General features: G+C 70.5%; 26 protein-coding genes and 1 tRNA gene. 10 read left to right on the forward strand and 17 right to left on the reverse strand.

Annotation, left to right across the window (positions count from 1 at the left end):
* Positions 1–57: 57 nt before the first annotated feature.
* Positions 58–142, forward strand: a tRNA-Leu gene (locus LOC65_RS15415).
* A 46-nt stretch (positions 143–188) separates the two neighbouring features.
* A complete protein-coding gene (locus LOC65_RS15420; protein ID WP_230248159.1) occupies positions 189–785 on the forward strand; it encodes a rhomboid family intramembrane serine protease in 597 nt (198 codons plus the stop codon).
* A gap of 131 nt (positions 786–916) precedes the next feature.
* Here LOC65_RS15420 and LOC65_RS15425 read toward each other — a convergent pair whose 3' ends face one another.
* Together LOC65_RS15425 and LOC65_RS15430 are read right to left on the reverse strand one after the other, a co-directional pair.
* Positions 917–2,029: an IS481 family transposase gene (locus LOC65_RS15425; RefSeq protein WP_230248160.1), complete on the reverse strand. Its 1,113-nt coding sequence runs from the start codon at positions 2,027–2,029 to the stop codon at positions 917–919.
* Positions 2,030–2,201: 172 nt separating this feature from the next.
* A complete protein-coding gene (locus tag LOC65_RS15430) occupies positions 2,202–3,080 on the reverse strand; it encodes an SDR family oxidoreductase (RefSeq protein ID WP_230248161.1) in 879 nt (292 codons plus the stop codon).
* A 32-nt stretch (positions 3,081–3,112) separates the two neighbouring features.
* Here LOC65_RS15430 and LOC65_RS15435 point away from each other — a divergent pair, with 32 nt between their 5' ends.
* Both LOC65_RS15435 and LOC65_RS15440 read left to right on the forward strand, forming a co-directional pair.
* Positions 3,113–4,156, forward strand: a complete 1,044-nt coding sequence (locus tag LOC65_RS15435) for a CDP-6-deoxy-delta-3,4-glucoseen reductase (RefSeq protein WP_009857068.1) — start codon at positions 3,113–3,115, stop codon at positions 4,154–4,156.
* Positions 4,156–5,127, forward strand: coding sequence for a tripartite tricarboxylate transporter substrate binding protein (locus LOC65_RS15440; RefSeq protein WP_230248162.1), 972 nt, complete (start codon positions 4,156–4,158; stop codon positions 5,125–5,127). The genes LOC65_RS15435 and LOC65_RS15440 overlap by 1 nt, the downstream gene beginning before the upstream one ends.
* 61 nt (positions 5,128–5,188) lie before the next feature.
* Here the strand turns inward: LOC65_RS15440 and LOC65_RS15445 are convergent, their stop codons facing one another.
* The 6 genes from LOC65_RS15445 to LOC65_RS15470 all read right to left on the reverse strand — a co-directional run bounded on the left by LOC65_RS15445 (position 5,189) and on the right by LOC65_RS15470 (position 11,329).
* A complete protein-coding gene (locus tag LOC65_RS15445; protein ID WP_009857066.1) occupies positions 5,189–6,121 on the reverse strand; it encodes a CsgG/HfaB family protein in 933 nt (310 codons plus the stop codon).
* A 155-nt stretch (positions 6,122–6,276) separates the two neighbouring features.
* On the reverse strand, positions 6,277–6,993 hold the full coding sequence (locus LOC65_RS15450; RefSeq protein ID WP_230248163.1) for an ABC transporter ATP-binding protein: 717 nt from the start codon (positions 6,991–6,993) through the stop codon (positions 6,277–6,279).
* Positions 6,994–6,995: 2 nt separating this feature from the next.
* Positions 6,996–7,766: an ABC transporter ATP-binding protein gene (locus tag LOC65_RS15455; RefSeq protein ID WP_009857064.1), complete on the reverse strand. Its 771-nt coding sequence runs from the start codon at positions 7,764–7,766 to the stop codon at positions 6,996–6,998.
* Positions 7,767–7,784: 18 nt separating this feature from the next.
* A complete protein-coding gene (locus tag LOC65_RS15460) occupies positions 7,785–8,876 on the reverse strand; it encodes a branched-chain amino acid ABC transporter permease (RefSeq protein ID WP_009857063.1) in 1,092 nt (363 codons plus the stop codon).
* A 17-nt stretch (positions 8,877–8,893) separates the two neighbouring features.
* On the reverse strand, positions 8,894–9,817 hold the full coding sequence (locus tag LOC65_RS15465; protein WP_009857062.1) for a branched-chain amino acid ABC transporter permease: 924 nt from the start codon (positions 9,815–9,817) through the stop codon (positions 8,894–8,896).
* Between the two features lie 168 nt (positions 9,818–9,985).
* Positions 9,986–11,329, reverse strand: coding sequence for a replication-associated recombination protein A (locus tag LOC65_RS15470; RefSeq protein WP_230248164.1), 1,344 nt, complete (start codon positions 11,327–11,329; stop codon positions 9,986–9,988).
* Between the two features lie 140 nt (positions 11,330–11,469).
* Here LOC65_RS15470 and LOC65_RS15475 point away from each other — a divergent pair, with 140 nt between their 5' ends.
* Positions 11,470–12,000 (forward strand): chemotaxis protein CheW, encoded by a 531-nt coding sequence (locus tag LOC65_RS15475; protein WP_009857060.1) that lies wholly within the window; start codon positions 11,470–11,472, stop codon positions 11,998–12,000.
* Between the two features lie 15 nt (positions 12,001–12,015).
* On the opposite strand, the gene lolA is transcribed toward LOC65_RS15475, so the two are convergent.
* The 3 genes from lolA to LOC65_RS15490 are packed head-to-tail and all read right to left on the reverse strand — an operon-like array spanning position 12,016 to position 15,648.
* Complete coding sequence (gene lolA, locus LOC65_RS15480; protein ID WP_230248165.1) at positions 12,016–12,624, reverse strand: outer membrane lipoprotein chaperone LolA; 609 nt, start codon at positions 12,622–12,624, stop codon at positions 12,016–12,018.
* Positions 12,621–14,942, reverse strand: coding sequence for a DNA translocase FtsK (locus tag LOC65_RS15485; RefSeq protein ID WP_230248166.1), 2,322 nt, complete (start codon positions 14,940–14,942; stop codon positions 12,621–12,623). The genes lolA and LOC65_RS15485 overlap by 4 nt, the downstream gene beginning before the upstream one ends.
* A 37-nt stretch (positions 14,943–14,979) precedes the next feature.
* Positions 14,980–15,648, reverse strand: coding sequence for a Crp/Fnr family transcriptional regulator (locus LOC65_RS15490; protein WP_009857057.1), 669 nt, complete (start codon positions 15,646–15,648; stop codon positions 14,980–14,982).
* A gap of 179 nt (positions 15,649–15,827) precedes the next feature.
* Here LOC65_RS15490 and trxB point away from each other — a divergent pair, with 179 nt between their 5' ends.
* The 3 genes from trxB to rpmG all read left to right on the forward strand — a co-directional run bounded on the left by trxB (position 15,828) and on the right by rpmG (position 17,306).
* The gene (gene trxB, locus LOC65_RS15495) at positions 15,828–16,787 is read left to right on the forward strand and encodes a thioredoxin-disulfide reductase (RefSeq protein WP_164962059.1); all 960 of its coding nucleotides are present in this window, start codon (positions 15,828–15,830) and stop codon (positions 16,785–16,787) included.
* Between the two features lie 94 nt (positions 16,788–16,881).
* On the forward strand, positions 16,882–17,115 hold the full coding sequence (rpmB, locus tag LOC65_RS15500) for a 50S ribosomal protein L28 (RefSeq protein ID WP_009857055.1): 234 nt from the start codon (positions 16,882–16,884) through the stop codon (positions 17,113–17,115).
* A 20-nt stretch (positions 17,116–17,135) separates the two neighbouring features.
* Positions 17,136–17,306 carry a 50S ribosomal protein L33 gene (gene rpmG, locus LOC65_RS15505; RefSeq protein WP_009857054.1) on the forward strand — a complete coding sequence of 57 codons (171 nt, stop codon included), beginning with the start codon at positions 17,136–17,138 and terminating at the stop codon, positions 17,304–17,306.
* A gap of 235 nt (positions 17,307–17,541) precedes the next feature.
* Here rpmG and LOC65_RS15510 read toward each other — a convergent pair whose 3' ends face one another.
* The 3 genes from LOC65_RS15510 to purN form a co-directional block, all read right to left on the reverse strand.
* Positions 17,542–18,765 (reverse strand): acyl-CoA desaturase, encoded by a 1,224-nt coding sequence (locus LOC65_RS15510; RefSeq protein ID WP_029718615.1) that lies wholly within the window; start codon positions 18,763–18,765, stop codon positions 17,542–17,544.
* 121 nt (positions 18,766–18,886) lie between these two features.
* Entirely contained in the window at positions 18,887–20,146 is a 1,260-nt protein-coding gene (locus LOC65_RS15515; RefSeq protein WP_230248167.1) for an RsmB/NOP family class I SAM-dependent RNA methyltransferase, read from the reverse strand.
* Positions 20,147–20,217: 71 nt separating this feature from the next.
* Positions 20,218–20,847, reverse strand: a complete 630-nt coding sequence (gene purN, locus LOC65_RS15520) for a phosphoribosylglycinamide formyltransferase (RefSeq protein WP_230248168.1) — start codon at positions 20,845–20,847, stop codon at positions 20,218–20,220.
* 73 nt (positions 20,848–20,920) lie between these two features.
* On the opposite strand from purN, the gene LOC65_RS15525 reads away from it, so the two are divergent.
* On the forward strand, positions 20,921–22,129 hold the full coding sequence (locus LOC65_RS15525; protein ID WP_029718616.1) for a tryptophan--tRNA ligase: 1,209 nt from the start codon (positions 20,921–20,923) through the stop codon (positions 22,127–22,129).
* Positions 22,130–22,330: 201 nt separating this feature from the next.
* The gene (locus tag LOC65_RS15530; protein WP_164962057.1) at positions 22,331–22,993 is read left to right on the forward strand and encodes an alpha/beta hydrolase; all 663 of its coding nucleotides are present in this window, start codon (positions 22,331–22,333) and stop codon (positions 22,991–22,993) included.
* A gap of 10 nt (positions 22,994–23,003) precedes the next feature.
* Here LOC65_RS15530 and LOC65_RS15535 read toward each other — a convergent pair whose 3' ends face one another.
* The 3 genes from LOC65_RS15535 to imuA all read right to left on the reverse strand — a co-directional run bounded on the left by LOC65_RS15535 (position 23,004) and on the right by imuA (position 26,027).
* Positions 23,004–24,644, reverse strand: a complete 1,641-nt coding sequence (locus tag LOC65_RS15535; RefSeq protein ID WP_230248169.1) for a DNA polymerase Y family protein — start codon at positions 24,642–24,644, stop codon at positions 23,004–23,006.
* 148 nt (positions 24,645–24,792) lie between these two features.
* Positions 24,793–25,290, reverse strand: coding sequence for a nuclear transport factor 2 family protein (locus LOC65_RS15540; RefSeq protein ID WP_009857047.1), 498 nt, complete (start codon positions 25,288–25,290; stop codon positions 24,793–24,795).
* On the reverse strand, positions 25,287–26,027 hold the full coding sequence (gene imuA, locus LOC65_RS15545) for a translesion DNA synthesis-associated protein ImuA (RefSeq protein WP_230248170.1): 741 nt from the start codon (positions 26,025–26,027) through the stop codon (positions 25,287–25,289). The genes LOC65_RS15540 and imuA overlap by 4 nt, the downstream gene beginning before the upstream one ends.
* Positions 26,028–26,035 lie beyond the last annotated feature (8 nt).

Raw genomic sequence — 26,035 nt, forward strand, 5'->3', positions numbered from 1 at the left:
GGAACCCTGCATGACATAATCGTTCGAACCCCGGGCGAGCCCTGCTCCGCCCCGCGAGCCCGCGTGACGAAATCGGTAGACGTAGCGGATTCAAAATCCGCCGCCGCAAGGCGTGCCAGTTCGAGTCTGGCCGCGGGCACCACCCCACCCCGACCGTTTCCGCCGGGCGTGCCCGTCCGGCCCGATCCATGCCGCCGCTTCCCCCGGTCACCAAGACGCTGATCCTGATCTGCACGGCGGTGTTCTGCCTGCAGACCTTCGTGCCGCAATCGCTGACGCTGTGGCTGGCTCTGTGGCCGGTCGGCAGCGGGCTCTTCGGGCCCTGGCAGGTCGTCAGCTACGCCTTCCTGCACGGCGGCCTGTTCCACCTGTTCTTCAACATGCTGGGCCTGTGGATGTTCGGCTCCGAGCTCGAACGCGTCTGGGGCCAGAAGCGCTACCTGCTGTTCCTGCTCGCCGGCGCGCTGGCCGCGGCCGCGGCGCAGATGGCGGTGACGGCGATGACCGGCTCGCAGAATCCGACGATCGGCGCTTCGGGCGCGCTGTTCGCGCTGCTGCTGGCCTTCGGCATGCTGTTCCCGAACCGGCAGGTGATGCTGCTGATCCCGCCGATCCCGATGAAGGCCCGCACCTTCGTCGTCGTCTTCGGCGCGCTGGAACTGCTGCTGGGCTTCATGGACCGCGGTGACATCGCCCACTTCGCCCACCTGGGCGGCATGGTCGGCGGCTTCCTGATGATCCGCTACTGGCGCCGGCAGGCGCCGTTCGGCGGGCGCCGGCGCTAGAAGCCGGGCGGCTTCACCGCACGGTCTCTAGCCTCCGGCTCTGAACGTTGGGCTCCCCCGAGCCCCCTCCTGTATGGACCGGGGAGATGGGTAACACCCGTGCGAGGACATGGGTGACAGAGAGGACGGGGTCAGCCCACCCCGTTCAGCTCGATCGCATCGAGCTTGTGATGGCAGAAGTAGACGTCGAAGGAGCCGTCGCGATCAAGGCGAGGCCGCAAGGCGACGTGCTGACCGATCAACGCCTTGCCCACTCGCAGCTTGAGGCCCCGGATGCTGATGCGACCGCCGTCGCCGACGCGTCTGACGATGTCTTCGGGCCCGTACTCGACGTCAGGCAGCTTACTTGGCATCGAGCGCACGCTGGCGCTGTAGCGGCTGGCCGGCGTTTGCATACCCAGAGCTTCATGCGGGCGCTCGAAGTTGTAGACGTGACGCCAGGAGTTGAAGTGCCGCTGGACTTCGGCCAGGTCGCGAAACTTGCGGCCCAGCAGCACCTCGGCAGCCAACGTGCGGTGGAAGCGTTCGTCTTTGCCGTTGGTCTGCGGATGAGCGGGTCGACTGTGGCTCAGGCGCACTCCCAGGCGGATCAGCCACACGCCCAAGCCCGTGAGCGCACCCACGGTCGGTGCGCCCCAGGGCGGGCCGTTGTCGGCATTGATGCGCTCGGGCAGGCCGTAGCGCCGGAAAGCATCTTCCAGGGCCTGCTGCACCGGTTCGCGTCGCTCACCGGCTAGAGCCTCCAGCACGAGGTTGAAGCGCGAGTGATCGTCCAGCACGGTCAGCGAGTGGCAACGCTGCGTGTCGGTGGCAAAGTGGCCCTTGAAGTCGATCTGCCACAGGGCATTGGGCTCCTCGTGCTCGAAGCGCTGCCACGCGGTTGCAGCCGCGCTCGCGCCGGGGCTGATCAAGCCGTGGCGCTTGAGCACCGAGTTGACCGTGCTCGCTGCGATGCGCACACCTGCGTCGCGAGCCAGGACATGGGCGATCTTGCGGCCACCCCACGCCGGGTGCTCGCTTCGAAGGGCTAACACCTGGTCCTGCAGCTCCTGCGCTGTGCGAGATGGCGAATGGCATGGGCGACGGGATCGGTCCTCCAAGTCCTCGCGGCTGAGCCACTTGTAGCCCGTCTTGCGGCTGATCCCGAACCGGCGACACAGCTCACTGACGTTCGCATCCGCTTGGCGGGCCAGCCCAACGAACTCCTGTCTCTGATCCTTCACGGTGACTGCGCTCCACGGCAACTTCGTTCTCCGCTGGCTAGGCAGGAAAAAGTGTCACCTATGTCCTCGCACACCTGTCACCGATGTCCGCGGTCCATACACCCTCCAGGAGGGTGCTCCAGTTCGCTCCGGAACACCCACCAGCCTCCCTCCGGGAGGGAGGCTCCGGTGGTTTGACGAAGTTTCGTAGCGCTCAGCCCTTGGGCGCCAAGCCTTCCACGACCGTCGGGTAACGCAGCGCGACGCGCAGCTCGCGCTTGAGGCGGGTGTTGTCGAGCCGGCGCGACTCGCCCAGGAAGCTCATCGTCATCGCGCCCAGCGTGCGCCGGGCTTCGTCGCGGGTGACTCGCGGCGGCGCCGGCAGGCCGCAGACGCGGGCGACGAGCTCGTAGTAGTCGCCCATCGTGAACTCGCCGTCGTCGCTGGCGTGATAGACGCGCTGCGGCGCGGCGCGCAACAGCGCGGCGACACAGATGCGCGCCAGGTCGTCGGCGTGCACGTGGTTGGTGTACGGGTCGTGCGGCGGCAGCAGCAGCGGCGCGCCGCGGCGCACACGCTCGCGCGGGTCACCGCCTTCGCGATCGGGCGCGTAGATGCCGGGAACACGCAGCACCGCGACGCGCACGCCGTGACGGCGGCCGAAGCGCCGCACCTGTTCCTCGGCGTCGACACGCCGCCGGGCGCGCGGCGTGGCCGGCGCGACGGCGCGTGTCTCGTCGAAGCGTGCGCCGCCGGCGTCGCCGTAGACGCCGGTGGTGCTGGCGTAGACCAGCGTTTGCACGCGCCCCGCACGCGCCAGCGCCTGCAGCAGCGCACGCGTGCGCGGGTCGCCGTCGCCTTCGCCGGGCGGCGGCGCCAGATGCAGCACGAGGTCGGCGAGACCGGCCAGGCGGCCGAGCGTCGCCGGGCGGTCGAGGTCGCCGACGAGCGGCACGGCGCCCAGCGCCCGCAGCGCGGGCACGCGGTCGGGCGACGAGGTGAGCGCCAGCACGCGCCAGCGGCCGGCCAGGATCTTCAGGACGCGGCAGCCGACGTCGCCGCAGCCGACGATGAGCAAGGTGGGACGGGGCACAATGACGGGTGAGTTTACGTGTGCCGCCTGCCATGAGTTTCAGAGTCAAGGTCGAGCCCGCCGGGGTCGAGTTCGAGGTCCAGCGCGACGAGACGATGCTCGCCGCGGCCATCCGCCAGGGCGTGGGCCTGCCCTACGGCTGCCGCGACGGCGCCTGCGGCTCGTGCAAGTGCCGCCTGGTCGACGGCCGCGTCACGCACGGCGCGCACCAGCTGAAGGCGCTGACACCCGAGGAAGAGGCCGCCGGCCAGATCCTCAGCTGCTGTGCGGTGCCGCTGACCGACTGCGCCATCGAGGCGCGCGGCGTGCCCGCCGCCGGCCAGTTCCCGGTGCTGAAGATGCCGGTGCGTGTGCTGGCGATCGAACGCGCCGCGGCCGACGTCGCGGTGCTGAAGCTGCAGCTGCCGGCCAACCAGAACCTGCAGTACCGCGCCGGCCAGTACGTCGAGTTCATCCTGCGCGACGGCGTGCGCCGCGCCTACAGCATCGCCAACGCGCCGCAGCAGCTCGGCGAGCCGCCGGCCATCGAGCTGCACATCCGCCACATGCCGGGCGGCAGGTTCACCGATCACGTCTTCGGCGCGATGAAGGAACGCGAGATCCTGCGCCTGGAAGGCCCGCTGGGCAGCTTCTTCCTGCGCACCGACAGCACCAAGCCGATCGTGCTGCTGGCCAGCGGCACCGGCTTCGCGCCGGTGAAGGCGATCCTCGAGCAGATGCGGCTGGAGAAGATCGAGCGCCCGGTCGTGCTGTACTGGGGCTGCCGCCGCCGCGCCGACCTGTATCGCCACGACTGGTGCGTCGAAGCCGCGGCGGCGATGCCGAACCTGCGCTACGTGCCGGTGCTGTCCGAACCGACGGCCGACGACGCCTGGGACGGCCGAACCGGCTTCGTGCACCAGGCCGTGATGGCCGACTGGCCCGACCTGTCGGGCCACCAGGTCTACGCCTGCGGCACGCCGGCGATGGTGGAAGCCGCGCAGCGCGACTTCGTCGCCCGCTGCGGCCTGCCGGCCGACGAGTTCTACGCCGATTCCTTCACCTCGGAGGCCGACAAGCACGGCCCGACCGCCTGATGATCTCCCGTCGCCACCTGCTCGCGGCCGGCGCGCTGGCCGCCACCGGCGCGCCGGCCTTCGCCGCCGACCACCGCCCGATCCGCCTCGTCGTGCCCTACCCGCCCGGCGGCCCGCTGGACACGGTGGCGCGTGCACTCGCCGAACGCGTCAAGGACAGCCTGGGTCAGGTCGTCGTCGACAACAAGCCCGGGGCCGGCGGCAACCTCGGCGCCGACTTCGTCGCCCGGAGCGCACCCGACGGCCACACGATCGTGATGGGCGCGGTCGCCACGCACGCCATCAACCCGTGGCTGTTCGCCCGGCTGCCGTACGACCCGGTGCGCGACTTCACGCCGATCACGCTGGTGGCCCAGGTGCCCAACGTGCTGGTGATGAACGCCGAGACCGCGGCGCGGCTGAAGATCGCGACGCTCGCCGACTTCATCGCCTACGCCAAGCGGCACCCCGGCCAACTGAACTACGGCTCGGGCGGCAACGGCAGCGCCGGGCATCTGGCCGGCGAGATGCTGAAGTCGCTGGCCGGCGTCTACGCCGTGCACATCCCGTACGGCGGCGCCGCGCCGGCACAGCTGGCGCTGCTGGGCGGCCAGGTCGACTTCAACGTCGACAACCTGGCCGCGGCCTCGGCCAACATCCGCAACGGCAAGCTGAAGGCGCTGGCGGTGACGACGCCGCGCCGCGCCAGCGCGATGCCCGAGCTGCCGACCGCCGCCGAGGCCGGCCTGCCAGGCTTCGACATCAGCACCTGGTTCGGCCTCTTCGGCCCGGCCGGCCTGCCGGCGGACACGACGCAGCGGCTGAACAAGGCCTTCGCCGACGCGCTGGCGGCGCCGGAGCTGAAGTCGCGCATGGCGACGCTGATGATCGAGCCGGCACCGACGACGCCCGAACAGTTCGCGGCCTTCGTCAAGAGCGAGCTGGCGAAGTACCAGAAGGTCGTCCGGCTGTCGGGCGCCAGGGTCGACTGAGACCCGAAGCCGCGGTCGCGGCGGCGGGTCACGGATCCCATGGACCCGTGACCCCGCACGATCACTTGCTGCCGGAGGACGTGGTGCCGGTCGTCTTCTTGGCGGGCGCCGTCTTGGCCGGCGTCGACGACTTGGCCGGCGTCGCGGCCTTGGCGGGGGCCGCCGGCTTGGTGGCGCCGTCCACGGACAGGCGGCCGCCGGTGCCCAGGCCGCCCTTGACGGTCTGGGCCTTGTAGTTGCGCAGGGCCTTGACCATCTGGTTGTAGGAGTCGGCGAAAGCCGCGACGATGACCTTGCCCTGCGGAGTCTTGGAGTAGGCACCGCCGCCCAGGCCGCCGAGCAGGCCGACACCACCCAGGATGCCGATGTCGAAGTTGCGCGCCGTGCCCTCGGCGGCCGAGACCTGCACGCCGGAGCGGTTGTCGATGAGCAGCAGCGTCGTCGACGCCTCGTTGGTCTGCACCGCACCGGCGATCGCGCCGGCCATGCCCGGCAGGAACGACGCCAGGCCGGCGCGGCCGGTGTTGCCGGAGAACTGGATCGACGGGCTCATCGTGTAGTCGGCCGCGACCACCTGGCCGCCACCGAAGTTGCTGCCCTGGCGCGACTCGCCGCTGCGCGCCAGGTTGCGCTCCATTTCCATGTTGCGCATCGCGCCGCCACGCTCGACGATGACGAAGCAGTTGCTCTGCTGGATCATCAGGCGCAGCACCGGCACGGTGGAGCCCAGGTTGTACTGGCTCAGCTGCAGGAACCAGGGCGCCGCGGTGTCTTCCTGCAGGGCCAGCGTGCCGAGCGACTCGGAGCACTTCTCGAGCGCGCTGTTGTCGCCCTCGGCGGTCTCGCCGCCGGCGGCGCCGGACACGGTGCCCTTGTTGGTACCCAGCGTCGGCGCCGTGGCCAGACACCCGCTCAGCAGCGCCGTTGCCGCCACGGCGACGGCGGACAGCAGCAGCGACCTCGGCACAGCCGACACGCGCTTGGCTTCAGACATGCATTCCTCCTCGATAAACCTGACTGACATCAGGAGCGCCCGCGGCACACGACCACGCGGCGTCCTCCCCTCGGATTCACGCTGCCGATGCTAGTCGGGTAAGGGGTTGTTGCAAGCATTCCGAGCGTGCCGCCCCCCTATCGACGCAGGCGCGGTCACTCGCCCAGGTAAGCGGCGCGCACCTTCGGGTCGTTGAGCAGCACCTTGGCGTCGCCGGTCATCGTGATCTCGCCCGAGTCCATCACGTAGCCGCGGTTGGCCAGCCCCAGCGCGCGGCTGGCGTTCTGCTCGACCAGCAGCACCGTCGTGCCGCGCTGGTGGATGTCGTTCACGACCTCGAAGATCTTGTCGACCATGATCGGCGACAGGCCCATCGAGGGCTCGTCGAGCAGCAGCACCTTGGGGCGCGCCATCAGCGCACGGCCCATCGCGAGCATCTGCTGCTCGCCGCCGGACATCGTGCCGGCGAGCTGGTTGCGGCGCTCCTTCAGACGCGGGAACAACGCGAACACCATCTCGATGTCGGCGTCGATCTCGTTGTCGTTGCGGATGAACGCGCCCATCTGCAGGTTCTCGACGATCGTCATGCGCGTGAAGGTGCCGCGCCCTTCGGGGACCATCACCAGGCCCTGCTTGACCAGGTCCCAGGCGCCCTGGCCGCGGATGCTGCGGCCCAGGTACTCGATCGTGCCTTCGGCCACCGGCTGGGTGCCGGTCACCGCCTTCAGCGTCGTCGTCTTGCCGGCACCGTTGGCGCCGATCAGGCTCACCAGCTCACCCTGGTGGACCTCGAAGTTCACGCCCTTGACGGCCTGGATGCCGCCGTAGGCCACCTTCAGACCGGTGACCTTCAACATCGTCGTGGTGCTCATGCTCAGTGTCCGCCCGCGCCCAGGTAGGCCTCGATGACCTTCTCGTTCTTCTGCACGTCCGCCGGGGTGCCCTCGGCGATCTGCTTGCCGTAGTCGAGCACGGTGACGCGGTCGCACAGCCCCATGACCAGCTTCACGTCGTGCTCGATGAGCAGGATCGTGCGGCCGTCGCGGCGGATGCGGTCGATCAGTTCGCGCAGCACGACCTTCTCGGTCGCGTTCATGCCCGCGGCGGGCTCGTCCAGCGCGATCAGCTTGGGGTCGGTGGCCAGCGCGCGCGCGATCTCCAGCCGGCGCTGGTCGCCGTAGGACAGCGTGCGCGCCTTGTACTCGGCGTACTTGCCGATGCCGACGTAGTCCAGCAACTCCTTGGCGCGCGCGGCGATCTCCGCCTCCTCGCGCTTGAAGCGGGCGGTGCGGAACACCGCGCCGCCGAGGCCCGACTTCGTGCGCACGTGGCGCCCGACCATCACGTTCTCCAGCGCCGTCATCTCGGCGAAGAGGCGGATGTTCTGGAAGGTGCGGGCGATGCCGGCCTTGGCCACCAGATGCACCGCGCTGGGCTTGTAGGGCTCGCCGCCGAGCTCGAACGTGCCGGCGTCGGGGATGTACAGGCCGGTGATGACGTTGAAGAACGTCGTCTTGCCGGCGCCGTTGGGGCCGATGAGGCCGTAGACCTGGCCCTTGCGGATCTCGATGCCGACGTCCGACAGGGCCTGCAGCCCGCCGAAGCGCTTGGAGACGCCTTGAACCTTGAGAATCGTTTCCGACATGTCGCTTCGCGTCCCTTCTCAGCGCATCAGCTTGGTGACCGGCCGCGGTGCGGCCTTGCCGTGTTCAGGCGAGGGCCACAGGCCGCGCGGACGCAGCAACATGATGGAGATCATCGCCAGCGCGATCAGCAGCTGGCGCAGGATGGCGGCGTCCAGCCGGCCGCCGGTCATCTCCTGCAGCGGGCCGGCGACATAGCGCAGCACCTCAGGCAGCGCGGCCAGCAGCACCGCGCCCAGGATGACGCCGGGGATGTGGCCCAGGCCGCCGAGCACGATCATCGCCACGATCATCACGCTCTCCTGCAGCGAGAACGACTCCGGCGACACGAAGCCCTGGAACGACGCGAACATCGAGCCCGACACGCCGCCGAAGGTGGCGCCCATGCCGAAGGCCAGCAGCTTCATGTTGCGCGTGTTGATGCCCATCGCCTTGGCGGCGATCTCGTCCTCGCGGATCGCCATCCAGGCGCGGCCGATGCGCGAGCGCTCGAGACGGTAGCTGATCAGCACGCTGAAGATCACCAGCGCCAGGAACAGGTAGTAGTACAGCGTGACCGCCGGCATCGTGAAGTCGCCGATCGTCACCGCCTTGCCGAACTCGAACCCGAAGATGTTCATCGGGTCGATGCGGTCGAGCCCGCGCGGCCCGTTGGTGATGTTCACCGGGTACTCCAGGTTGTTCATGAACACCCGGATGATTTCGCCGAAGCCCAGCGTGACGATCGCCAGGTAGTCACCGCGCAGCTTGAGCACCGGCGTGCCCAGCAGCACGCCGGCCAGCGCCGCCAATCCCGCTGCCAATGGGATGACCAGCCAGATCGGCGTGTGCAAGCCGTTGGGGAAGGCGTTGGCGATCCACTCGAAGTTCTCCATCAGGTGCGGAGACGCGAGCAGCGCGTACATGTAGGCCCCGACGGCGTAGAACGCGACGTAGCCCAGGTCGAGCAGGCCGGCGTAGCCGACGACGATGTTCAGGCCCAGCGCCAGCAGCACGTACAGCAGGGCCAGCGCCAGGATGCGCACCCAGCCCTGGCCGAACTGCTGCGCGAACAGCGGCAGGGCCAGCAGCGCCAGCGCGGCGATGATGAATAGGAAGAGCTTGTTCTTCATGGGAGTCGACCCGGAACTCAGGCGCGGTCGGCGACGCGTTCGCCGAGCAGCCCGGCGGGACGCAGCGTCAGCACGAGGATCAGCGCGACGAAGGCGAAGATGTCGGCGTAGTGGCTGCCGAGCACGCCGCCGGTGAGGTCACCGAGGTAGCCGGCGCCGATGGCCTCGACGAGGCCCAGCAGCAGGCCGCCGACCACCGCACCGGCGAGGTTGCCGATGCCGCCGAGCACCGCCGCCGTGAAGGCCTTCAGCCCGGGCAGGAAGCCCATCGAGTGCTGCACGGTGCCGTAGTTGGCGGCCCACATCACGCCGGCGACGGCGGCCAGCGTCGCGCCGATGATGAAGGTCGCGGAGATCACCATGTCCGGACGCACGCCCATCAGCGTGGCTACACGCGGGTTCTCGGCGGTGGCGCGCATCGCGCGGCCGAGCTTGGTGCGGTTGACCAGATACATCAGCGCCGACAGCACGACGACGGTGATGCCCAGGATCAGGCACTGCGTGACGGTGATGACCGGGCCGCCGAGGTCGATCGGATCGGTCGGCAGCAGCAGCGGATAGGGCTTGGGGTTCGGCTTCCAGATGATCATCGCGATGGTCTGCAGCAGCAGACTCATGCCCATCGCGGTGATCAGCGGGGCCAGCCGGGGCGCGTTGCGCAAGGGCTTGTAGGCCAGTTTCTCGATCGTGAAGTTCAGCGTCGAACAGATGACGATCGCCACGGGCAGCGAGATCAGCATCATCGCCCAGCCCGGCAGGCCCGAGTCGGCCATCAGGGTGACGACGGTCCAGCTCGTCAGCGCGCCCACCATCAACACTTCGCCGTGCGCGAAGTTGATCAGGTTGATGATGCCGTAGACCATCGTGTAGCCCAGTGCGACCAGCGCATACATGCTGCCGAGCACCAGACCGTTGATGATCTGCTGGAGGAATGTTTCCATCGAAAAGAAGTCTCCGGGGGTGATCCGCGCGGGCGTTCCGCGCGCCAGGGCAGTGCTAGCAAGAAGCCGGCCGGATCGTCTCAGTTTGTATGTAAAGCGAGGCTCGTCGGGTCTTCGACGCCGGCCGGACGTCGCGCAAGGGCGCGATTCTCGCCTGAAAACAAACGCTCACCCGGAAGTAGTCGCCGCATCGTCTAGCGCGCGAAGTTCTGCTAGGCGCTCGGCGATCCGGGCCTCCAGGCCACGTGCCGCCGGGGCATAGAAGCGCCGGCCGACCAGGCCCTCGGGCAGGTAGCGTTCGCCGGCGGCGTAGCCTCCCGGCTCGTCGTGGGCGTAGCGGTAGCCCGCGCCGTGGCCCAGCGACTTCATCAGCTGGGTCGGCGCGTTGCGCAGGTGGTCGGGCACCGGCCGGCTGACGTCGCTGCGCACCAGCGCACGCACCTCGTTCCAGGCTTTGTAGACGGCGTTGGACTTGGGGGCGATCGCCAGATAGACCACGGCCTCGGCCAGCGCCAGCTCGCCTTCGGGCGAGCCCAGGCGCTCGTAGACCTCGGCGGCGTCCAGCGCCAGGCGCAGCGCGCGCGGGTCGGCCAGGCCGATGTCCTCGGCAGCCATGCGCACGATGCGCCGGGCGGCGTAGCGCGGGTCGGCACCGCCGTCGAGCAGGCGCGCCAGCCAGTACATCGCCGCATCGGGGTCGGAGCCGCGCACCGACTTGTGCAGCGCCGAGATCGTGTCGAAGAACTGGTCGCCGCCCTTGTCGTAGCGGCGCAGCAGCTCGCCCAGCGCACGCTCGAGCACGGCCTCGTCGAGCTCGGGCACGTCGCCGGCGATGGCGACGAGGTTGTCGTAGGCGTTGAGCAGCCGGCGCGCGTCGCCGTCGGCGTGGGCGACAAGACGCGTGCGCGCGCTGTCGGTCAGCGGCGGCGCGCCGAGCAGCGCGCGGGCGCGGTCGAGCAGCACGCCCAGGTCCTCGTCGGCCAGCGACTTCAGCACGTGCACCGTGGCCCGCGACAGCAGCGCCGAGTTGACCTCGAAGGACGGGTTCTCGGTCGTCGCGCCGATGAAGGTGAGCAGGCCCGACTCGACGTGCGGCAGGAAGGCGTCCTGCTGCGCCTTGTTGAAGCGGTGCACCTCGTCGACGAAGACGACGGTGGCCTGGCCGCGGCGGCGCGCGTCCTTGGCGAGTTCGACCGCGTCGCGGATGTCCTTGACGCCGGCCAGCACCGCCGACAGCACCAGGAACTGGGCATCGACCGAGCCGGCGACCAGCCGCGCCAGCGTCGTCTTGCCGACGCCCGGCGGGCCCCAGAGGATCATCGACGGGATGCGGCCGCTCTCGAAGGCCACTCGCAGCGGCCGGCCGGGGCCGAGCAGGTGCTGCTGGCCGATGACCTCGGCCAGCGTGTGCGGCCGCAGCCGCTCGGCCAGCGGCGCGCCGGGTTCGACGGCCGGCGCCGCGGCCGGGCGCGGCGGCGGTTCGTCGGCGAACAGGGAGTCCTGGGCGTCCATGACCGATTGTCGCCGAGCCCGAAATGCGCCCGGCCGGCGCCGCTTATCGCCGCTTCCGGCACCGCGCGCGCTGCACAGAATCTGCGCCGCGGCCGCCTGCCGGACCGCGACAGCACAAGACCTCCGGAAAAGGAGCCCGCATGAGCACCACCCTCGACCACCCGGCCGCGACCGGAGCCGACACCCACGACGCAGCCGCCGCCCAGGCCGCGCGCGAGTACCTGTCGTTCAAGCTCGGCGCCGAGGAGTACGGCATCGACATCCTGAAGGTGCAGGAGATCCGCGGCTACGAGCCGCCGACACGCATCGCCAATGCGCCGGTGTTCCTCAAGGGCGTCGTCAACCTGCGCGGCGTCATCGTGCCGGTGGTCGACATGCGGCTGCGCTTCGGCCTCGCCGATGCCGAGTACAACGGCTTCACCGTCGTCATCATCCTCAACGTCGCCGGGCGCACGGTGGGCATGGTGGTCGACTCGGTCAGCGACGTGCTCGAACTCGCCGCCGGCCAGATCAAGCCGGCCCCGGAGTTCAGCGCCGCGGTCGACGCCAGCTACATCACCGGCCTGGGCACGCTGAAGACCGGCGACGACGAGCGCATGCTGATCCTGCTGGACATCGAGGCCCTGATGCGCAGCCCGGACATGGGGCTGATGGATCACGCCGGCGGCTGAGCCGGCGCCCCGGCGTCACTGCTCGAGCAGGTCGGCGCCGGCCGGCACCGTGAAGCGGAACCGCTCGGCCGGCAGCGCGACGCCGGCCTCGAAACCCTTGAAGTCCAGCCGCGAGCGCTGGCCGAAGCTGTCGACGATCTCGACGGCCGCCAACTCGGCGCCGCGGAAACCCACCTTCATCGACTTGAACGGCCCGTCGGGCGTGCGCGGCGTCGCCTGCGCCCATTCGAGCCCGCCCTGGCTGCCGCCGTTGGACAGCACGAAATCGGACTCCAGCGAACCGCCGGCCAGCAGCGCCGCCGGCGTCGCACCCAGTGCCTGCGACAGGCGGCGCGAACTGACCTGGTTCAGGTCGGGGTCGTGGATCCAGACTTTCTGGCCGTCGGCGACGATGGTCTGCTGGAAAGGCTTCTCGTAGCCGAAGCGGAAGCGGTCGGGGCGCGCGAACTCGAAGCGCCCGGAAGACGTCTTCTTGCGTGCGCCGTCCGGCGAGGTGACGGTCTGCGTGAACTCGGCGCGGCCGGTCTTCACGTCGCGCACGAAGGCGCGCAGCGTCTGCACGGCGTCGGCCTGCGCGGCGACGGTGGTGGCGGCCAGCGCCGCGGCGATCAGGAGCTTTTTCATTCTTCGCGTTTGGGCACCAGCAGGTCGCGGTTGCCGTTGTGGCCCATGGCCGACACGAGGCCGGACTTCTCCATCTGCTCGAGCAGCCGCGCGGCGCGGTTGTAGCCGATGCGCAGATGGCGCTGCACGAGCGAGATCGAGGCGCGGCGGTGCTGCAGCACGACCTGCACCGCCTGGTCGTACATCGAGTCGTCCTCGCCGCCGCCGCTGGGCCCGCCTTCGGGCATCGCGTCGGCGTCGCCTTCGAGCGTGCCGCCTTCGAGGATGCCCTCGACGTAGTTGGCCTCGCCCTGGGTCTTCAGGTACTCGACGACGCGGTGCACCTCGTCGTCGCTGACGAAGGCGCCGTGCACGCGCACCGGCATGCCGCTGCCCGGCGGCAGGTAGAGCATGTCGCCCTGCCCCAGCAGCGCCTCGGCACCCATCTGGTCGAGGATGGTGCGGCTGTCGATCTTGCTCGACACCTGGAACGACAACCGGGTCGGGATGTTGGCCTTGATGAGGCCGGTGATGACGTCGACGCTGGGCCGCTGCGTCGCCAGGATCAGGTGGATGCCGGCGGCACGCGCCTTCTGCGCCAGGCGCGCGATCAGCTCCTCGATCTTCTTGCCGACGACCATCATCAGGTCGGCCAGTTCGTCGATGACGACGACGACGTGCGGCAGCCGCTCCAGCGGCTCGGGCTCCTCGGGCGTCAGGCTGAAGGGGTTGCCGATCTTCTCGCCCTTGGCCTGGGCGTCGGCGATCTTCTTGTTGTAGCCGGCGAGGTTGCGCACGCCGAGCTTGCTCATCAGCTTGTAGCGCCGCTCCATCTCGCCGACGCACCAGTTCAGCGCGTTGGCCGCCTGCTTCATGTCGGTGACGACCGGCGCCAGCAGGTGCGGGATGCCCTCGTAGACGCTCATCTCGAGCATCTTCGGGTCGATCAGGATGAGCCGCACGTCGCGCGCCTCGGCCTTGTAGAGCAGGCTGAGGATCATCGCGTTGATGCCCACCGACTTGCCCGAGCCGGTGGTGCCGGCGACCAGGCAGTGCGGCATCTTCGCCAGGTCGGCGACGACCGGGTTGCCGACGATGTCCTTGCCCAGGCCCATCGTCAGCAGCGACGCGGCCTCGTGGTAGACCTGCGAGCCGAGGATCTCGGCCAGGCGGATCGTCTGCCGGCGCGCGTTGGGCAGCTCCAGCGCCATGTAGTTCTTGCCCGGGATGACCTCGACGACGCGGATCGAGATCAGCGACAGCGAACGCGCCAGGTCCTTGGCGAGGTTGACGATCTGCGCGCCCTTGACGCCGGTGGCCGGCTCGATCTCGTAGCGCGTGATCACCGGGCCGGGCGACGCGGCGACGACACGCACCTCGACGCCGAAGTCCTTCAGCTTCTTCTCGATCAGCCGGCTGGTCATCTCCAGCGACTCGGGCGTCACGCTCTCCTGGCGACCCGGCGCGGCGTCGAGCAGGTCGACCTGCGGCAGTTTGGTGTCGGTCAGCTCGACGAACAGCGGCTTCTGGCGCTCCTTGGCGACACGCTCGGACTTGGGAACCTCGACGACGGGCGGCTCGATGACGATCGGCACGTGCTCCTCGACGACCTGACGCTCGACCTCGACGACGTGCTCGCGCTCGCGCGTGGCCTGCTCGCCAATGCGACGGTCTTCTTCCTGCTCACGCACCTCGGCGCGGCGCTCGCGCAGGCCGTCGAAACGCTCGCCGATCGCGTCGGCCAGCTTCAGCCAGGAAAAGCGCAGCGCCAGCGCCAGCCCGGCGACCAGCACGACGATCCACAGCACGCCCGAACCGGCGAAACCCAGCCAGCGCATCGACAACGGCCCGAGCGTGTAGCCGAGCACGCCGCCGGAATGCCCGGGCAGCAGCGGCTCCAGGCGGTACAGCCGCGTCCATTCGAGCGCGGTGGCCGCCATCATCAGCAGCGCCAGGCCCGCCCAGAAGCGCAGCCGCGGGTGACCGGCTTCGGCCGGGACGTCGTCACCGCTGCGCAGGGTCTGCGCCAGCAGCGACAGCCAGGCGCGCAGGCCCACCGGCACCAGCCACCAGGCCGAGAAGCCGAAGAGGAAATAGGCGAGATCGGCGACCCAGGCGCCAGCCAGGCCGGCGGCGTTGTGCACCGGCTCGCCGGTGCCGGAAGTGGTGAACGCGGGGTCGGCCGGGTGGTGGGTGGCCAGCGCCAGCACCAGCAGCAGCCAGGCCACCGCGCCGGCGAAAAGCAGCGCCTGCTGGCGCCAGCGCGCCGGGGCCGGAACCGGCCGCGGTGCCTTCGCCGCCGCGGCGCCGGCACCCAGGGATCCGAGCGGGAACGTCATGCGGCGATTGTGGCCGATCGCCCCGGCGGCCGCCGTGTCAGTCGGTCTGCAGCCGTTCCTTGATGATCACCGAGCCGTTCTCCTGGGTCTCGATGACGCCGCGGTCCTCCAGGTCCTTCATGACGCGGCTGACCATCTCGCGCGACGCGCCGACGACCTTGGCCATGTCCTGGCGCGAGACCTTGTGGCGGATGATCTTCGTGCCCTTGTCGTCCTCGGCCATGTCGAGCAGCGTGCGCGCGACGCGGCCGTAGACGTCCAGCAGCGCCAGCGACTCGATCTGGCGATCGGCGTTGCGCAGCCGGCGCACCAGCCCGCGCAGGATCGCGTAGGCCAGCGTCGAGCCCTCGGGCAGGCAGCGCGCGAAATCGGCGCGCTGCAGCACCAGCATGTCGGTCTGGATCTCGGCGCGCACGGTGGCCGAGTGCGGCTCGCCGTCGATCAGGCTCATCTCGCCGACGTAGTCGCCGGACTCGAGCACCGCCAGGATGACTTCGCGGCCGCGCGAGTCGGCGGTCAGCACGCGCGCCCGGCCGTTGAGGAGGATGAACAGCGCGTTGCTCTTGCGGCCCTGCTCGACCACGAGTTCGCCACGGCGGAACCGGCGCTTGACGACGCTGTCGGCGATCGCCTGGGCCTGTTCGGCCGTCAGCATCGAGAACAGCGGCACGCGCCGGATCAGATCCAGGTTCGAGAGCATCGACACGACGGGGACCTCCTTTTATGTATTTCCCCGCCCGACCGCGACGGCCGGGACGCGGAAAGTTATTCCCTATTGTGCCCATTGAGCGCATCGGGCTGCCGCGGCGCCTCGTGGGCGGTATCCTCGGACCGTCGGATCGGCGCGACGCCCGAGTTGCGCCCGGCTCCTTTTTCAGAGTTCCCATGACCCAGACCACCACCCACGCCCGCGTCCTGATCCTCGGCTCCGGCCCCGCCGGCTACACCGCCGCGATCTACGCCGCCCGCGCCAACCTCGAGCCGCTGCTCGTCACCGGCATCGCCCAGGGCGGCCAGCTGATGACGACCACCGAGGTCGACAACTGGCCCGCCGACGTCAACGGCGTGATGGGCCCGGACCTGATGCAGCGCTTCCAGCAGCACGCCGAGCGCTTCAACACGAAGATGGTCTTCGACCACGTCAACGCCGTCGACTTCTCGCAGCGCCCCTTCGTGCTGACCGGCGACTCCGGCCGGTACACCTGCGACACGCTGATCGTCGCCACCGGCGCCAGCGCCAAGTACCTGGGCCTGCCCAGCGAACAGGCCTTCATGGGCCGCGGCGTCAGCGGCTGCGCGACCTGCGACGGTTTCTTCTACCGCGACCAGGCGGTCTGCGTCGTCGGCGGCGGCAACACCGCCGTCGAGGAAGCGCTGTACCTGTCGAACATCGCGAGCACCGTGCACCTGATCCACCGCCGCGACAAGTTCCGCGCCGAGCCGATCATGGTCGACAAGCTGATGGACAAGGTGAAGGCCGGCAAGATCGTGCTGCACCTGTGGGCCACGCTCGACGAGGTGCTCGGCGACGCCAGCGGCGTGACCGGCGTGCGCCTGAAGTCGGTGAACGACGGCAGCACCGAGGAGTTGAAGGTCAACGGCTGCTTCATCGCCATCGGCCACCAGCCCAACACCGAGATCTTCAAGGGCCAGCTCGAGATGAAGGACGGCTACGTGCTGACCAAGGGCGGATCCGAGGGTTTCGCGACGATGACCAGCGTTCCCGGCGTCTTCGCCGCGGGCGACGTGCAGGACCACATCTACCGCCAGGCGATCACCAGCGCCGGCACCGGTTGCATGGCCGCGCTCGATGCCCAGCGCTATCTGGAGCAATCTGGGCTATAATTTTCGGCTTTGCTGCCTTTGATGGCCCGGCTCCGCTGGGAGCTCGGTATCTTTCGCAGGCGGCCATCACCCTCGAACCTTTCGGAGAAGCGTCATGGCACGCGTCTGTCAAGTCACGGGCAAGCGCCCGATGGTGGGGAACAACGTCTCCCACGCCAACAACAAAACGAAGCGTCGTTTTCTGCCCAACCTGCAGTACCGCCGCTTCTGGATGGAAAGCGAGAACCGCTGGGTGCGCCTTCGCGTGTCCAACGCGGCGCTGCGCCTGATCGACAAGGTGGGCATCGAGAAGGTCGTTGCCGACCTGCGTGCCCGCGGCGAAATCTGACAGACCGTTAGGAGAGCGACATGGCCAGCAAAGGCGGACGCGAAAAGATCAAGCTGGAGTCCACCGCGGGCACCGGCCACTTCTACACCACGAGCAAGAACAAGAAGACGACGCCCGAAAAGCTCGAATTCCTGAAGTTCGACCCGAAGGCTCGCAAGCACGTCCTGTACAAGGAAGTGAAGCTGAAGTGATCGGCCGGCCGCCATCCGGCGGCGCGGACCAAGACAACGGGGCCTTCGGGCCCCGTTTGTTTTGCGTACGGCTCACGAACGGGGTCAGGTCTTGCCTTTTGCGGCGCCGGTGGCGCTTCCTGCAAAACGCAAGACCTGACCCCGGGAGGCCTGGACGCTTCGCCCGCCACGCGGCGGAGCTGCCGGCAAGGAAAAAGGGGCCGCGAGGCCCCTTTGCCGTTCAGGCGCCCTGCCCTCAGGCGCGCGCCGAACGCAGCTTCAGCGAGAACTCCTGCAGCGCAGCGATGCCGCTGTCCTCGGCCTTGCGGCACCAGGCCTGCAGGTCGGCGACCAGTTGATCGGCGGAGACGTTGGTGCGCGTCCACAGCGCGCGCAACTCCTCGCGCATCGCCACCAGCTTGGCCAGGCTCGGGTTGTCGCCCAGCGCCTGCGACAGCTGCGGCCGCACGCCGTGCGGGATCTTGTCCTCGTCGCGGTGCAGCCAGGTCTTGGCGAGCACCAGATGGCGCCAGTGCGCACTGTTCTGGGCACCTTGCGCCTTCAGCCGCGCCAGCTCGGCGCGCACGGCGCGGCGCATCTCCTTGGCATAGCCCGCCATCACCTCGTAGCGGTTGGCGATCAGCGCGTCCAGCGTCTGGCCGTCGGCCACCGGCTTGAGCTCGCCCAGCGCCAGCCGCGGCGGCGTCTTGCGCACCTTGGCCAGTCCCAGCGTCTGCATGCCGCGGATGTAGACCCAGCCGATGTCGAACTCGTAGCGCTTGACCGAGAACTTGGCCGAGGTCGGGTAGGTGTGGTGGTTGTTGTGCAGCTCCTCGCCGCCGATCAGGATGCCCCAGGGCGAGATGTTGGTCGACGCGTCGGCCGCCTCGAAGTTGCGGTAGCCCCAGAAGTGGCCGATGCCGTTGATGATGCCGGCGGCATGGATCGGGATCCACAGCATCTGCACCGCCCAGACCGTCGCGCCGACGGCACCGAAGAGCAGCAGATCGACGATCAGCATCAGCGCCACGCCCTGCCAGCTGAAGCGGCTGTAGAGATGACGCTCGATCCAGTCGTCGGGCGTGCCATGGCCGTACTTCTTCAGCGTCTCGCCGACCTTGGCCTCGGCGCGGTAGAGCTCGCTGCCGGTCAGCAGCACCGTCTTGATGCCGCGGGTCACCGGGCTGTGCGGGTCTTCCTCGGTCTCGCACTTCGCGTGGTGCTTGCGGTGGATCGCGACCCACTCCTTGGTCACCATGCCGGTGGTCAGCCAGAGCCAGAAGCGGAAGAAGTGCGAGACGACCGGGTGCAGGTCGAGTGCGCGGTGCGCCTGCGAGCGGTGCAGAAAGATCGTCACCGCGGCGATCGTCACGTGCGTCACGACCAGCGTGAAGAGCACGATCTGCCACCACGACGCGCCGAGCAGCCCGTGGGCGAGCCCATCGACGAGGACGTCGTGGAAGGTCAACAACTGGGTCATCGCGTCTTTCGCCTTGCGTTATCTCAAACCAGGCATTGTACGAGCCTGTTTTTGCAAGGTGATTTGCGATTTCGCCTGGCTTTCAGGCGCTGATCGTGGCAAGCGCGGCCGCGCCGCGGCGTCAGCGCCGCTGCCAGACGGCGGCGAAGAAGCCGTCGGTGCGGTGGCGGTGCGGCCACAGGCGCAGGCAGCGGTCCTGCACCAGCTCGTCGGCACGCTCGACGCCCTGCTCACGCAGCAGCTCGGCAGCGTCCAGGCGCACGAAGTCGCGGCCGTGTTCGGCGTCGAACGCGGCGACGATCTCCTCGTTCTCCGCCGTCAGCAGGCTGCAGGTGGCGTAGACCAGGCGGCCGCCGGACTTGGGCAGGCGCGAGGCGCTGGCCAGGATGGCCTGCTGCTTGGCCTGCAGTTCCTGCACCGCCTTGGGCGACTGGCGCCACTTCAGGTCGGGGTTGCGGCGCAGCGTGCCCAGGCCCGAACACGGCGCGTCGATCAGCACGCGGTCGATCTTGCCGGCCAGGCGCTTGACGCGTTCGTCGCGCTCGTGCGCGATCTGCGCCGGATAGACGTTGGACAGGCCGCTGCGCGCCAGCCGCGGCTTCAGGTTGTCCAGGCGGTGGCCCGAGACGTCGAAGGCGTAGAGGCGGCCGGTGTTGCGCATCATCGCGCCCAGCGCCAGCGTCTTGCCGCCGGCGCCGGCGCAGAAGTCGACGACCATCTCGCCGCGTTTGGCACCGGTCAGCAGCGCCAGCAGTTGGCTGCCCTCGTCCTGCACCTCGACGCTGCCGTTGGTGAAGAGTTCGAGCTTGTTCAACGCCGGCTTGCCGTCGACACGCAGGCCCCAGGGCGAATACGGCGCCGGCTCGGCAGCGATGCCGGCGGCGGCCAGCGCCTTGGCGGCTTCGTCGCGTTTGGTCTTCAGCGCGTTGACGCGCAGGTCCAGCGGTGCCGCGGCGTCCATCGCCTGCACCAGCGGCCAGAACTCCTCGCCGAGCTGCGTCTGCAGCGCGCCGGCCAGCCAGTCGGGCAGGTTGTGGCGCAGCTTGTCGGCCAGCGTCGTGCGGTCGACGGTGTTGACCTGGGCCAGCCACTGCTGCTCGTGCGGGCCGAGCGCGCCACGCAGGAAGTTGTCGCCGCCCTGCCAGCCGAGGATCGCCAGCCGGCGCTCGAGCGCGCCGCTGCCGCTTTGCGCCAGGTGCGCGAGCAGCAGGCGCTGGCGCAGCACGTTGTAGGCGGTCTCCGCGAGCGCGTGGCGGTCGCGCGCACCGAGCGCGCGGTGCTGGCGGAAGAACGCGGAGACGACGGCGTCGGCCGGCTGGTCCAGGCGCAGCACGCTGCGCAGCAGTTCGGTGGCGAGGTCGAGCAGGGCGTTCGGATGCATAGGGGCGCGATTATCCCGTGAGCGCGGCCCGCGCCCCGGATCGGGGCGCGACGGCGGCCGCCGCGGGCCGTTCAGACGAGCAGTTGGGCCTGGCCGTCGCGCTGGCGCACGACGCCGCCGTCGACGACCAGCGCGCCTTCGACGAACCAGCGCACGGCCTGCGGGTAGATGACGTGTTCGGCGGCGAGCACCCGGTCGGCGAGCGCCGCCTCGTCGTCGCCCGGCAGCACCGGCACGACGGCCTGCATGACGATCGGCCCGTGGTCGAGCTCGGGCGTCACGAAGTGCACGGTGGCGCCGGCGGCCTTGCAACCGGCCTCGATCGCGCGGCGATGGGTGTGCAGCCCCGGGAAGGCCGGCAGCAGCGACGGGTGCACGTTCAGCATGCGCCCGGCGTAGCGGCGCACGAAGGCGTCGCCGAGGATGCGCATGAAGCCGGCGAGCACGACGAGGTCGGGCTCGTGGCGGTCGATCTCGACGGCCAGCGCGGCGTCAAAGGCCTCGCGGTCGCCGGCGAAGCCGCGGTGGTCGACGACGACCGTCGGCACGCCGTGCGCGGCGGCGAAGGCCAGCCCCGAGGCGTCGGGCCGGTTCGAGACGACGGCCGCGACGAGCGCCGGCCAGCCTTCGGCGGCACAGCGCTGGACGATCGCCTCCATGTTCGAGCCGCGGCCGGAGATCAGGATGACGATGCGCTTCATGGGGCGCGCAGTGTAGCGAGCGGCCCCCCGCGACCTGAGACAATCGACGTTTTCCTTGTCCCGGCAAAACTCCATGCGACCCCGCGTTCTCTCGGGCATGCGCCCGACCGGCTCCCTGCACCTCGGCCACTACCATGGCGCGCTCAAGAACTGGGTGCGGCTGCAGGACCAGTACGACTGCTTCTATTTCGTCGCCGACTGGCACGCGCTGACCACGCACTACGAAGAGCGTGACGTCATCGAGAAGAACGTCTACGAGATGGTGATCGACTGGCTCGCCGCCGGCCTGGACCCGGAGAAGAGCACGATCTTCATCCAGAGCCGTCTGCCCGAGCACGCCGAGTTGTTCACGCTGCTGGCGATGGGCACGCCGCTGGGCTGGCTCGAACGTGTGCCGACCTACAAGGACCAGATGGACAAGCTGAAGGACCGCGACCTCGCGACCTACGGCTTCCTCGGCTACCCGCTGCTGCAGGCCGCCGACATCCTGATCTACAAGGCCGCCTACGTGCCGGTCGGCGAAGACCAGGCCTCGCACGTCGAACTGACGCGTGAATGCGCGCGGCGCTTCAACAGCCTCTACGGCCGCGCACCCGACTTCGCCGAGCAGGTGGCAGCGACGCTGGCCAAACTCTCCAAGGACGACCAGCGCTACTTCGAGAAGCAGCGCAAGGCCTTCGGCGAGACCGGTGCCGCCGAGGCGCTGGCCAAGGGCGAAGGCATCCTGAAGAAGGCGGCAGGCCAGGTCGAGGGCTGGACGGCGCACGACAGCGAACTGCTGGCCGGCCACCTGAAGGGCAGCGGCAAGAGCATCCTCGTCGAGCCGCAGGCGCTGTACACCGAGAACGCGCGCCTGCCCGGCCTGGACGGCGCGAAGATGAGCAAGAGCTACGGCAACGCCGTGCTGATGCGCGACGACCCGGACACCGTGGCCAAGAAGGTGCGCGGCATGGTCACCGACCCGGCGCGCGTGCGCCGCACCGACCCGGGCACGCCGGAGAAGTGCCCGGTCTGGGCCTTCCACAAGGTCTACAGCGACGAAGCGACCCAGAGCTGGGCCAGCCAGGGCTGCACGTCGGCCGGCATCGGCTGCCTGGAGTGCAAGCAGCCGGTCATCGACGCGATCGTCAAGGAACAGCAGCCCTGGCGCGAACGCGCCGCAGCCTTCACCGCCAACCCCAAGCAGGTGCACTGGATCGTCGAGATGGGCACCGAGCGTGCGCGCACGGTGGCCCGGCAGACGATGAAGGACGTCCGGGAAGCCATGGGCATCTCTTACTGATCCCCCCCGGAGCGCTCACGCGCTCCCCCCCAGGGGGGCGCCGCCAGCGGCCCGGCAAAGCCGGGCCGCGGCGGCCGCTTGAGGCGCCGTGTGCGTGCTGGCGGGGATTGAAGGTGCGCTGCTCTGGCAAACGCTTCTTCGCGGAGTGAGTGCGCGTTGATGGCCCGCCGCGGCGGGCGATGGACCGAGCAAGGAGACACGATGGCGCTGCAGACGATCGAACTCGACCCGGGCGTGACGCCGGTGGCCACGGTCATCGTGCTGCACGGGCTGGGCGCCGACGGCACCGACTTCCTGCCGATGGCCGACGAGCTGCGGCTGGAGGCGCTGGGGCCCGTGCGCTGGGTGCTGCCGCGCGCGCCCGAACGGGCGGTGACGATCAACGGCGGCTACCGCATGCGCGCCTGGTACGACATCCTCGGGCCGGACGCGCCGCGCCGTGAAGACGAGGCCGGGCTGCGCGAGTCCTTCGCCGCGGTGCAGGCGCTGGTCGAGCGCGAGATCTCGCGCGGCGTGCCGGCTTCGCGCATCGTGCTCGCCGGCTTCTCGCAAGGCTGCGCGATCACGCTGGGCGGCGGACTGCGCCTGCCGCACCGGCTGGCCGGCCTGGCCGGGCTGTCGGGTTATCTGCCGCTGCCCGAGACACTGGCCGCCGAACGCCACCCGGCGAGCACCGGCACGCCGGTCTTCCTGGCCCACGGTCGCGACGACGGCGTCGTGCCGCTGGTGCGCGGCCAGGCGGCGCGCGAGGCGCTGCGCCGCGAAGGCTTCGAGGTCGAGTGGCACGACTACCCGATGGAACACTCGGTCTGTCTCGAGGAAGTGCAGGCGCTGCAGCGCTGGCTGCTGAAGGTGCTGGCCTGAGCCGGCGGCGTCAGCCGAACCAGCCCTGCAGGTACCAGCCGCCGGCTGCGTCGTCGGCCGGCAGGCGTTCGCGGTAGACCCAGACCAGCGCGCCGTCCTCGGCCTGGGCGACGAAGTAGTCGCGCACCGCCAGGCCACCGTCCCACCAGCCCGACTCGATGCGCTCGGGCCCGGCCAGCACACGCAGCGGGCGGCCCTGCCATTGCGGGCGCTCGTGGCGCTCGGGCAGCGGCTGCGGCGCCTCCAGCAGCCAGACCGGGCGGTGCAGCGCGGCCCGGCGGCGGCGTGCGGCCTCGGGCACGACCGGCGCCGCACGCGCCAGCAGCGAGGCGATCAGCGCCTGCGCCGGGTCGGTCTCCGCGGCCGGCGGCGCGGCGCTCGGCTCCGGCGGCGGGGCTGACGGGGCACGCCGGCTGCGTCGGCCGGCAGGCACCGGACGGGCCGGCGCAGAACCCAGCGGCAGCAGCCGCGTGCCGCATTCCGGCCGGTGGTCGGGCTGCGGCGCCAGGTGCAGCACCTGCTCGTCGCCCAGGCGCGCGCGCAGCCGCTCCAGCAGGCGCACCAGGCCCCGGTCCTGGCTCTGCCGCGACGGGAACAGCTCGGCATTCGGCGCCGGCGCGTGCACCGTCTCGCGGCATTCGAGTTCCAGCTCCAGCGTCGGCGCCACCAGCTCCAGCCGGCCCAGGCGCTCGCGCAGCAGCAGCTGCAGGTGCCCGGGGTCGAGCGAAGGCTCGGCCAGCTCCAGGCGCAGCCGCGTGGCGGGCGGTGCGTCGCCACGGCAGCGGTCGTGGCGCATGCCCAGCGTGAAGGCGACGATGCGCACCTGGCGCGCCTGCGCCCAGGCCACCAGCCGCGCCAGCAGCACGCCAGCGCCGTGCAGCACCTGGGCCGCGGTGTCGGCACGCGCGAAGAGCTCCAACCGGCTCTCGAAGACCCCCGGCGGCACGAGCGGCTCGCGCGGGTCGGCGGTGCGGCCCAGCGTCTGGTCGAGTTCAGCCAGCAGCGTGGTGCCGAAGCGGCGGGCGACGCCGTCGCGCGGCAGCGCCTGCAGTTCGCCCAGCGTGTGCACGCCCATGCCCTGCAGCACCGCGGCGTGCTCGCGTCCGGCGTCCAGCAAGGCCAGCGGCGCGCCGGCCAGCACGGCCTGCAGCGCCGCCAGCCGGTCGCCCGGCAGGAGCATGAAACCCGTTTGATCGCCCCGCCAGCGCGCCAGCAGCGAGGCGGCGCGCGCCGTGGGCGCGCTGGCGACGGCCAGTGCATGCCCCAGCGGCTCGACGGCGGCCTGCAGCCGCTGCAGCAGCCGCGGCCCGCCGCCGAAGCAGCGCAGGCTGGCCGCCACCTCCAGCAACACCGTGGCCGGCGGCTCCGGCACGACCATCGGCGTGAAGGCCAGCGCGGCGTGTGCCAGCGCCGTCAGCGCGGCGGCGTCGCGCACCGCGTCGGCCTCGCCGTGCACCAGATCGGGCGCCAGCGCCAGCGCGGTGCCACGCCGCATGCCGGGCTGCACACCGCGTTCGGCGGCCCGGCGGTCGACGACGGCGATGCGGTGCGCGGCCAGCAGCGCCAGCGGCCGGGCGGCCTCGGCCGCACCCAGCGTGGCGCGCCAGGACTCCAGCGACAGCCGCGGGGCGTGCAGCGCGATCCAGAACACGGGGAGCCTCCGGCGGAACGGCTGGTGGGCAACGCGAACGGGCGAACAGGAGAACGGGCGAACGGCCGGACAGGTGGGCAGACGGCAACGCCGACACCGGGCCCTGCCGCAGCACCCCGACGCTCGCCCGCGCGCCCACGGCGCCCGGTCAGCCGCCCTCGCCCTCCGCGTCGTCGATCGGCTCGGCCAGGTGGGCGCGGTTCGTCGGCGCCGCATAAGGTTCGGGCCAGAACTCGACCAGGCGGCGCACACGGCCGGCGGCGAGATCGCAGTCGAAGAACGAGATCACACGCGCCTGCTGCACGCCGTCGGTGACGCCGACGTCGGACACCGCGTCGTGCGCCCCGCCGACGACGCGGTGCAGCCGGAAACGCCAGGGCCCGTTGGCCGGGTACTCCTGGTTCATGCGCACGAAACGTTCGGCACCGCGGAAGCGTTCGCCGGACTGCGGCCAGTCGAGCACGAAATCCTCGGCCAGCAGCTCGCCGACCGAGGCGAAGTCGTTGCTCGCCATGCGGCGCCAGAACTCGTGCACCAGCGCCGCGGCACCCACGGCCGGGCCGACGGCGGCCGACGACGGCGAAACATCGAGCGCGGGCGAAGCCGGCACGGCGGCGCCGCCGGCGAGAAAGGCGGGAGAGTTCATGGTTGCAGGACCTCCTGGGTGAACGCAGTGCGGGCCACCGGCGTCGCGGCGCGGGCCCGCGCCACGGCCGGCAGCACCGGAGGCAGGGCCAGCGCCAGCGGCTGGGCCAGCGGCGGGCCGCGGCGCTTGAGCAGGTGCACACGCAGCGCGTCGGCACCGGCGGCGCACAGCCACAGCCGCAGCGGCGCGACGCTGGGCCGGGTACGCGCGGCATCGTCGCGCAGCACGAAGGCCGGGCCGTCGTGCGTCTGCGCGGCCAGCTGCAGCCGGCGCAGCGCGTCGGCCGGCAGCCGCGCCGGCAGCCAGGCCAGCACGGCGCCGACCTGGCCCGAACGCAGCGCCTGTTCCAGCGCCCACAGCACGTCGGCGGCCGGCAGCGGCCCGCGCGCGCGGCCACGCTGCGCCTGGCGGCTGCGCACGACGAACAGCCGGGCCAGGTCAAGCCCGCATTCGGCCAGCGCCCAGCCGAAGGGCAGCGCCGGCGGGTCGAACAGCATCACGCAGCCCTCGGCACGCTGGACCGCGGCCAACGCCGGCGCCAGCAGCCGCATCTCGCCCAGGCCGGCACGCGGCAGCAGCAGTTCGGTCAGCACACGCGAAGGCCAGCCGCCGCCGGGCAGCGCGGCGTCGAGCGCGGCGAAACCGCTGGGCCAGGTGGTCTCGTGCTGGCGGCCGAGCTGGTGCGCGCGCCACAGCGCCGGGTGCAGGTCTTCCAGCGCCGCGGGCCGCGGCGGCACGGCCGGCG

The sequence above is a fragment of the Rubrivivax sp. JA1055 genome, from assembly GCF_020966565.1.
GTDB classification, from domain to species: domain Bacteria; phylum Pseudomonadota; class Gammaproteobacteria; order Burkholderiales; family Burkholderiaceae_C; genus Rubrivivax; species Rubrivivax benzoatilyticus.

Bases quoted from the DNA above. Each gene is read 5' to 3' on its own strand.
- trxB (WP_164962059.1), top strand. From the start codon at position 15,828: ATGACCCAGACCACCACCCACGCCCGCGTCCTGATCCTCGGCTCCGGC.
- rpmB (WP_009857055.1), top strand. From the start codon at position 16,882: ATGGCACGCGTCTGTCAAGTCACGGGCAAGCGCCCGATGGTGGGGAAC.
- LOC65_RS15455 (WP_009857064.1), bottom strand. From the start codon at position 7,766: ATGTCGGAAACGATTCTCAAGGTTCAAGGCGTCTCCAAGCGCTTCGGC.
- LOC65_RS15435 (WP_009857068.1), top strand. From the start codon at position 3,113: ATGAGTTTCAGAGTCAAGGTCGAGCCCGCCGGGGTCGAGTTCGAGGTC.
- LOC65_RS15525 (WP_029718616.1), top strand. From the start codon at position 20,921: ATGCGACCCCGCGTTCTCTCGGGCATGCGCCCGACCGGCTCCCTGCAC.
- LOC65_RS15445 (WP_009857066.1), bottom strand. From the start codon at position 6,121: ATGTCTGAAGCCAAGCGCGTGTCGGCTGTGCCGAGGTCGCTGCTGCTG.
- LOC65_RS15530 (WP_164962057.1), top strand. From the start codon at position 22,331: ATGGCGCTGCAGACGATCGAACTCGACCCGGGCGTGACGCCGGTGGCC.
- purN (WP_230248168.1), bottom strand. From the start codon at position 20,847: ATGAAGCGCATCGTCATCCTGATCTCCGGCCGCGGCTCGAACATGGAG.
- LOC65_RS15540 (WP_009857047.1), bottom strand. From the start codon at position 25,290: ATGAACTCTCCCGCCTTTCTCGCCGGCGGCGCCGCCGTGCCGGCTTCG.
- lolA (WP_230248165.1), bottom strand. From the start codon at position 12,624: ATGAAAAAGCTCCTGATCGCCGCGGCGCTGGCCGCCACCACCGTCGCC.
- LOC65_RS15485 (WP_230248166.1), bottom strand. From the start codon at position 14,942: ATGACGTTCCCGCTCGGATCCCTGGGTGCCGGCGCCGCGGCGGCGAAG.
- LOC65_RS15420 (WP_230248159.1), top strand. From the start codon at position 189: ATGCCGCCGCTTCCCCCGGTCACCAAGACGCTGATCCTGATCTGCACG.
- LOC65_RS15465 (WP_009857062.1), bottom strand. From the start codon at position 9,817: ATGGAAACATTCCTCCAGCAGATCATCAACGGTCTGGTGCTCGGCAGC.
- LOC65_RS15440 (WP_230248162.1), top strand. From the start codon at position 4,156: ATGATCTCCCGTCGCCACCTGCTCGCGGCCGGCGCGCTGGCCGCCACC.
- LOC65_RS15470 (WP_230248164.1), bottom strand. From the start codon at position 11,329: ATGGACGCCCAGGACTCCCTGTTCGCCGACGAACCGCCGCCGCGCCCG.
- LOC65_RS15460 (WP_009857063.1), bottom strand. From the start codon at position 8,876: ATGAAGAACAAGCTCTTCCTATTCATCATCGCCGCGCTGGCGCTGCTG.
- LOC65_RS15515 (WP_230248167.1), bottom strand. From the start codon at position 20,146: ATGCATCCGAACGCCCTGCTCGACCTCGCCACCGAACTGCTGCGCAGC.
- LOC65_RS15510 (WP_029718615.1), bottom strand. From the start codon at position 18,765: ATGACCCAGTTGTTGACCTTCCACGACGTCCTCGTCGATGGGCTCGCC.
- LOC65_RS15450 (WP_230248163.1), bottom strand. From the start codon at position 6,993: ATGAGCACCACGACGATGTTGAAGGTCACCGGTCTGAAGGTGGCCTAC.
- rpmG (WP_009857054.1), top strand. From the start codon at position 17,136: ATGGCCAGCAAAGGCGGACGCGAAAAGATCAAGCTGGAGTCCACCGCG.
- LOC65_RS15475 (WP_009857060.1), top strand. From the start codon at position 11,470: ATGAGCACCACCCTCGACCACCCGGCCGCGACCGGAGCCGACACCCAC.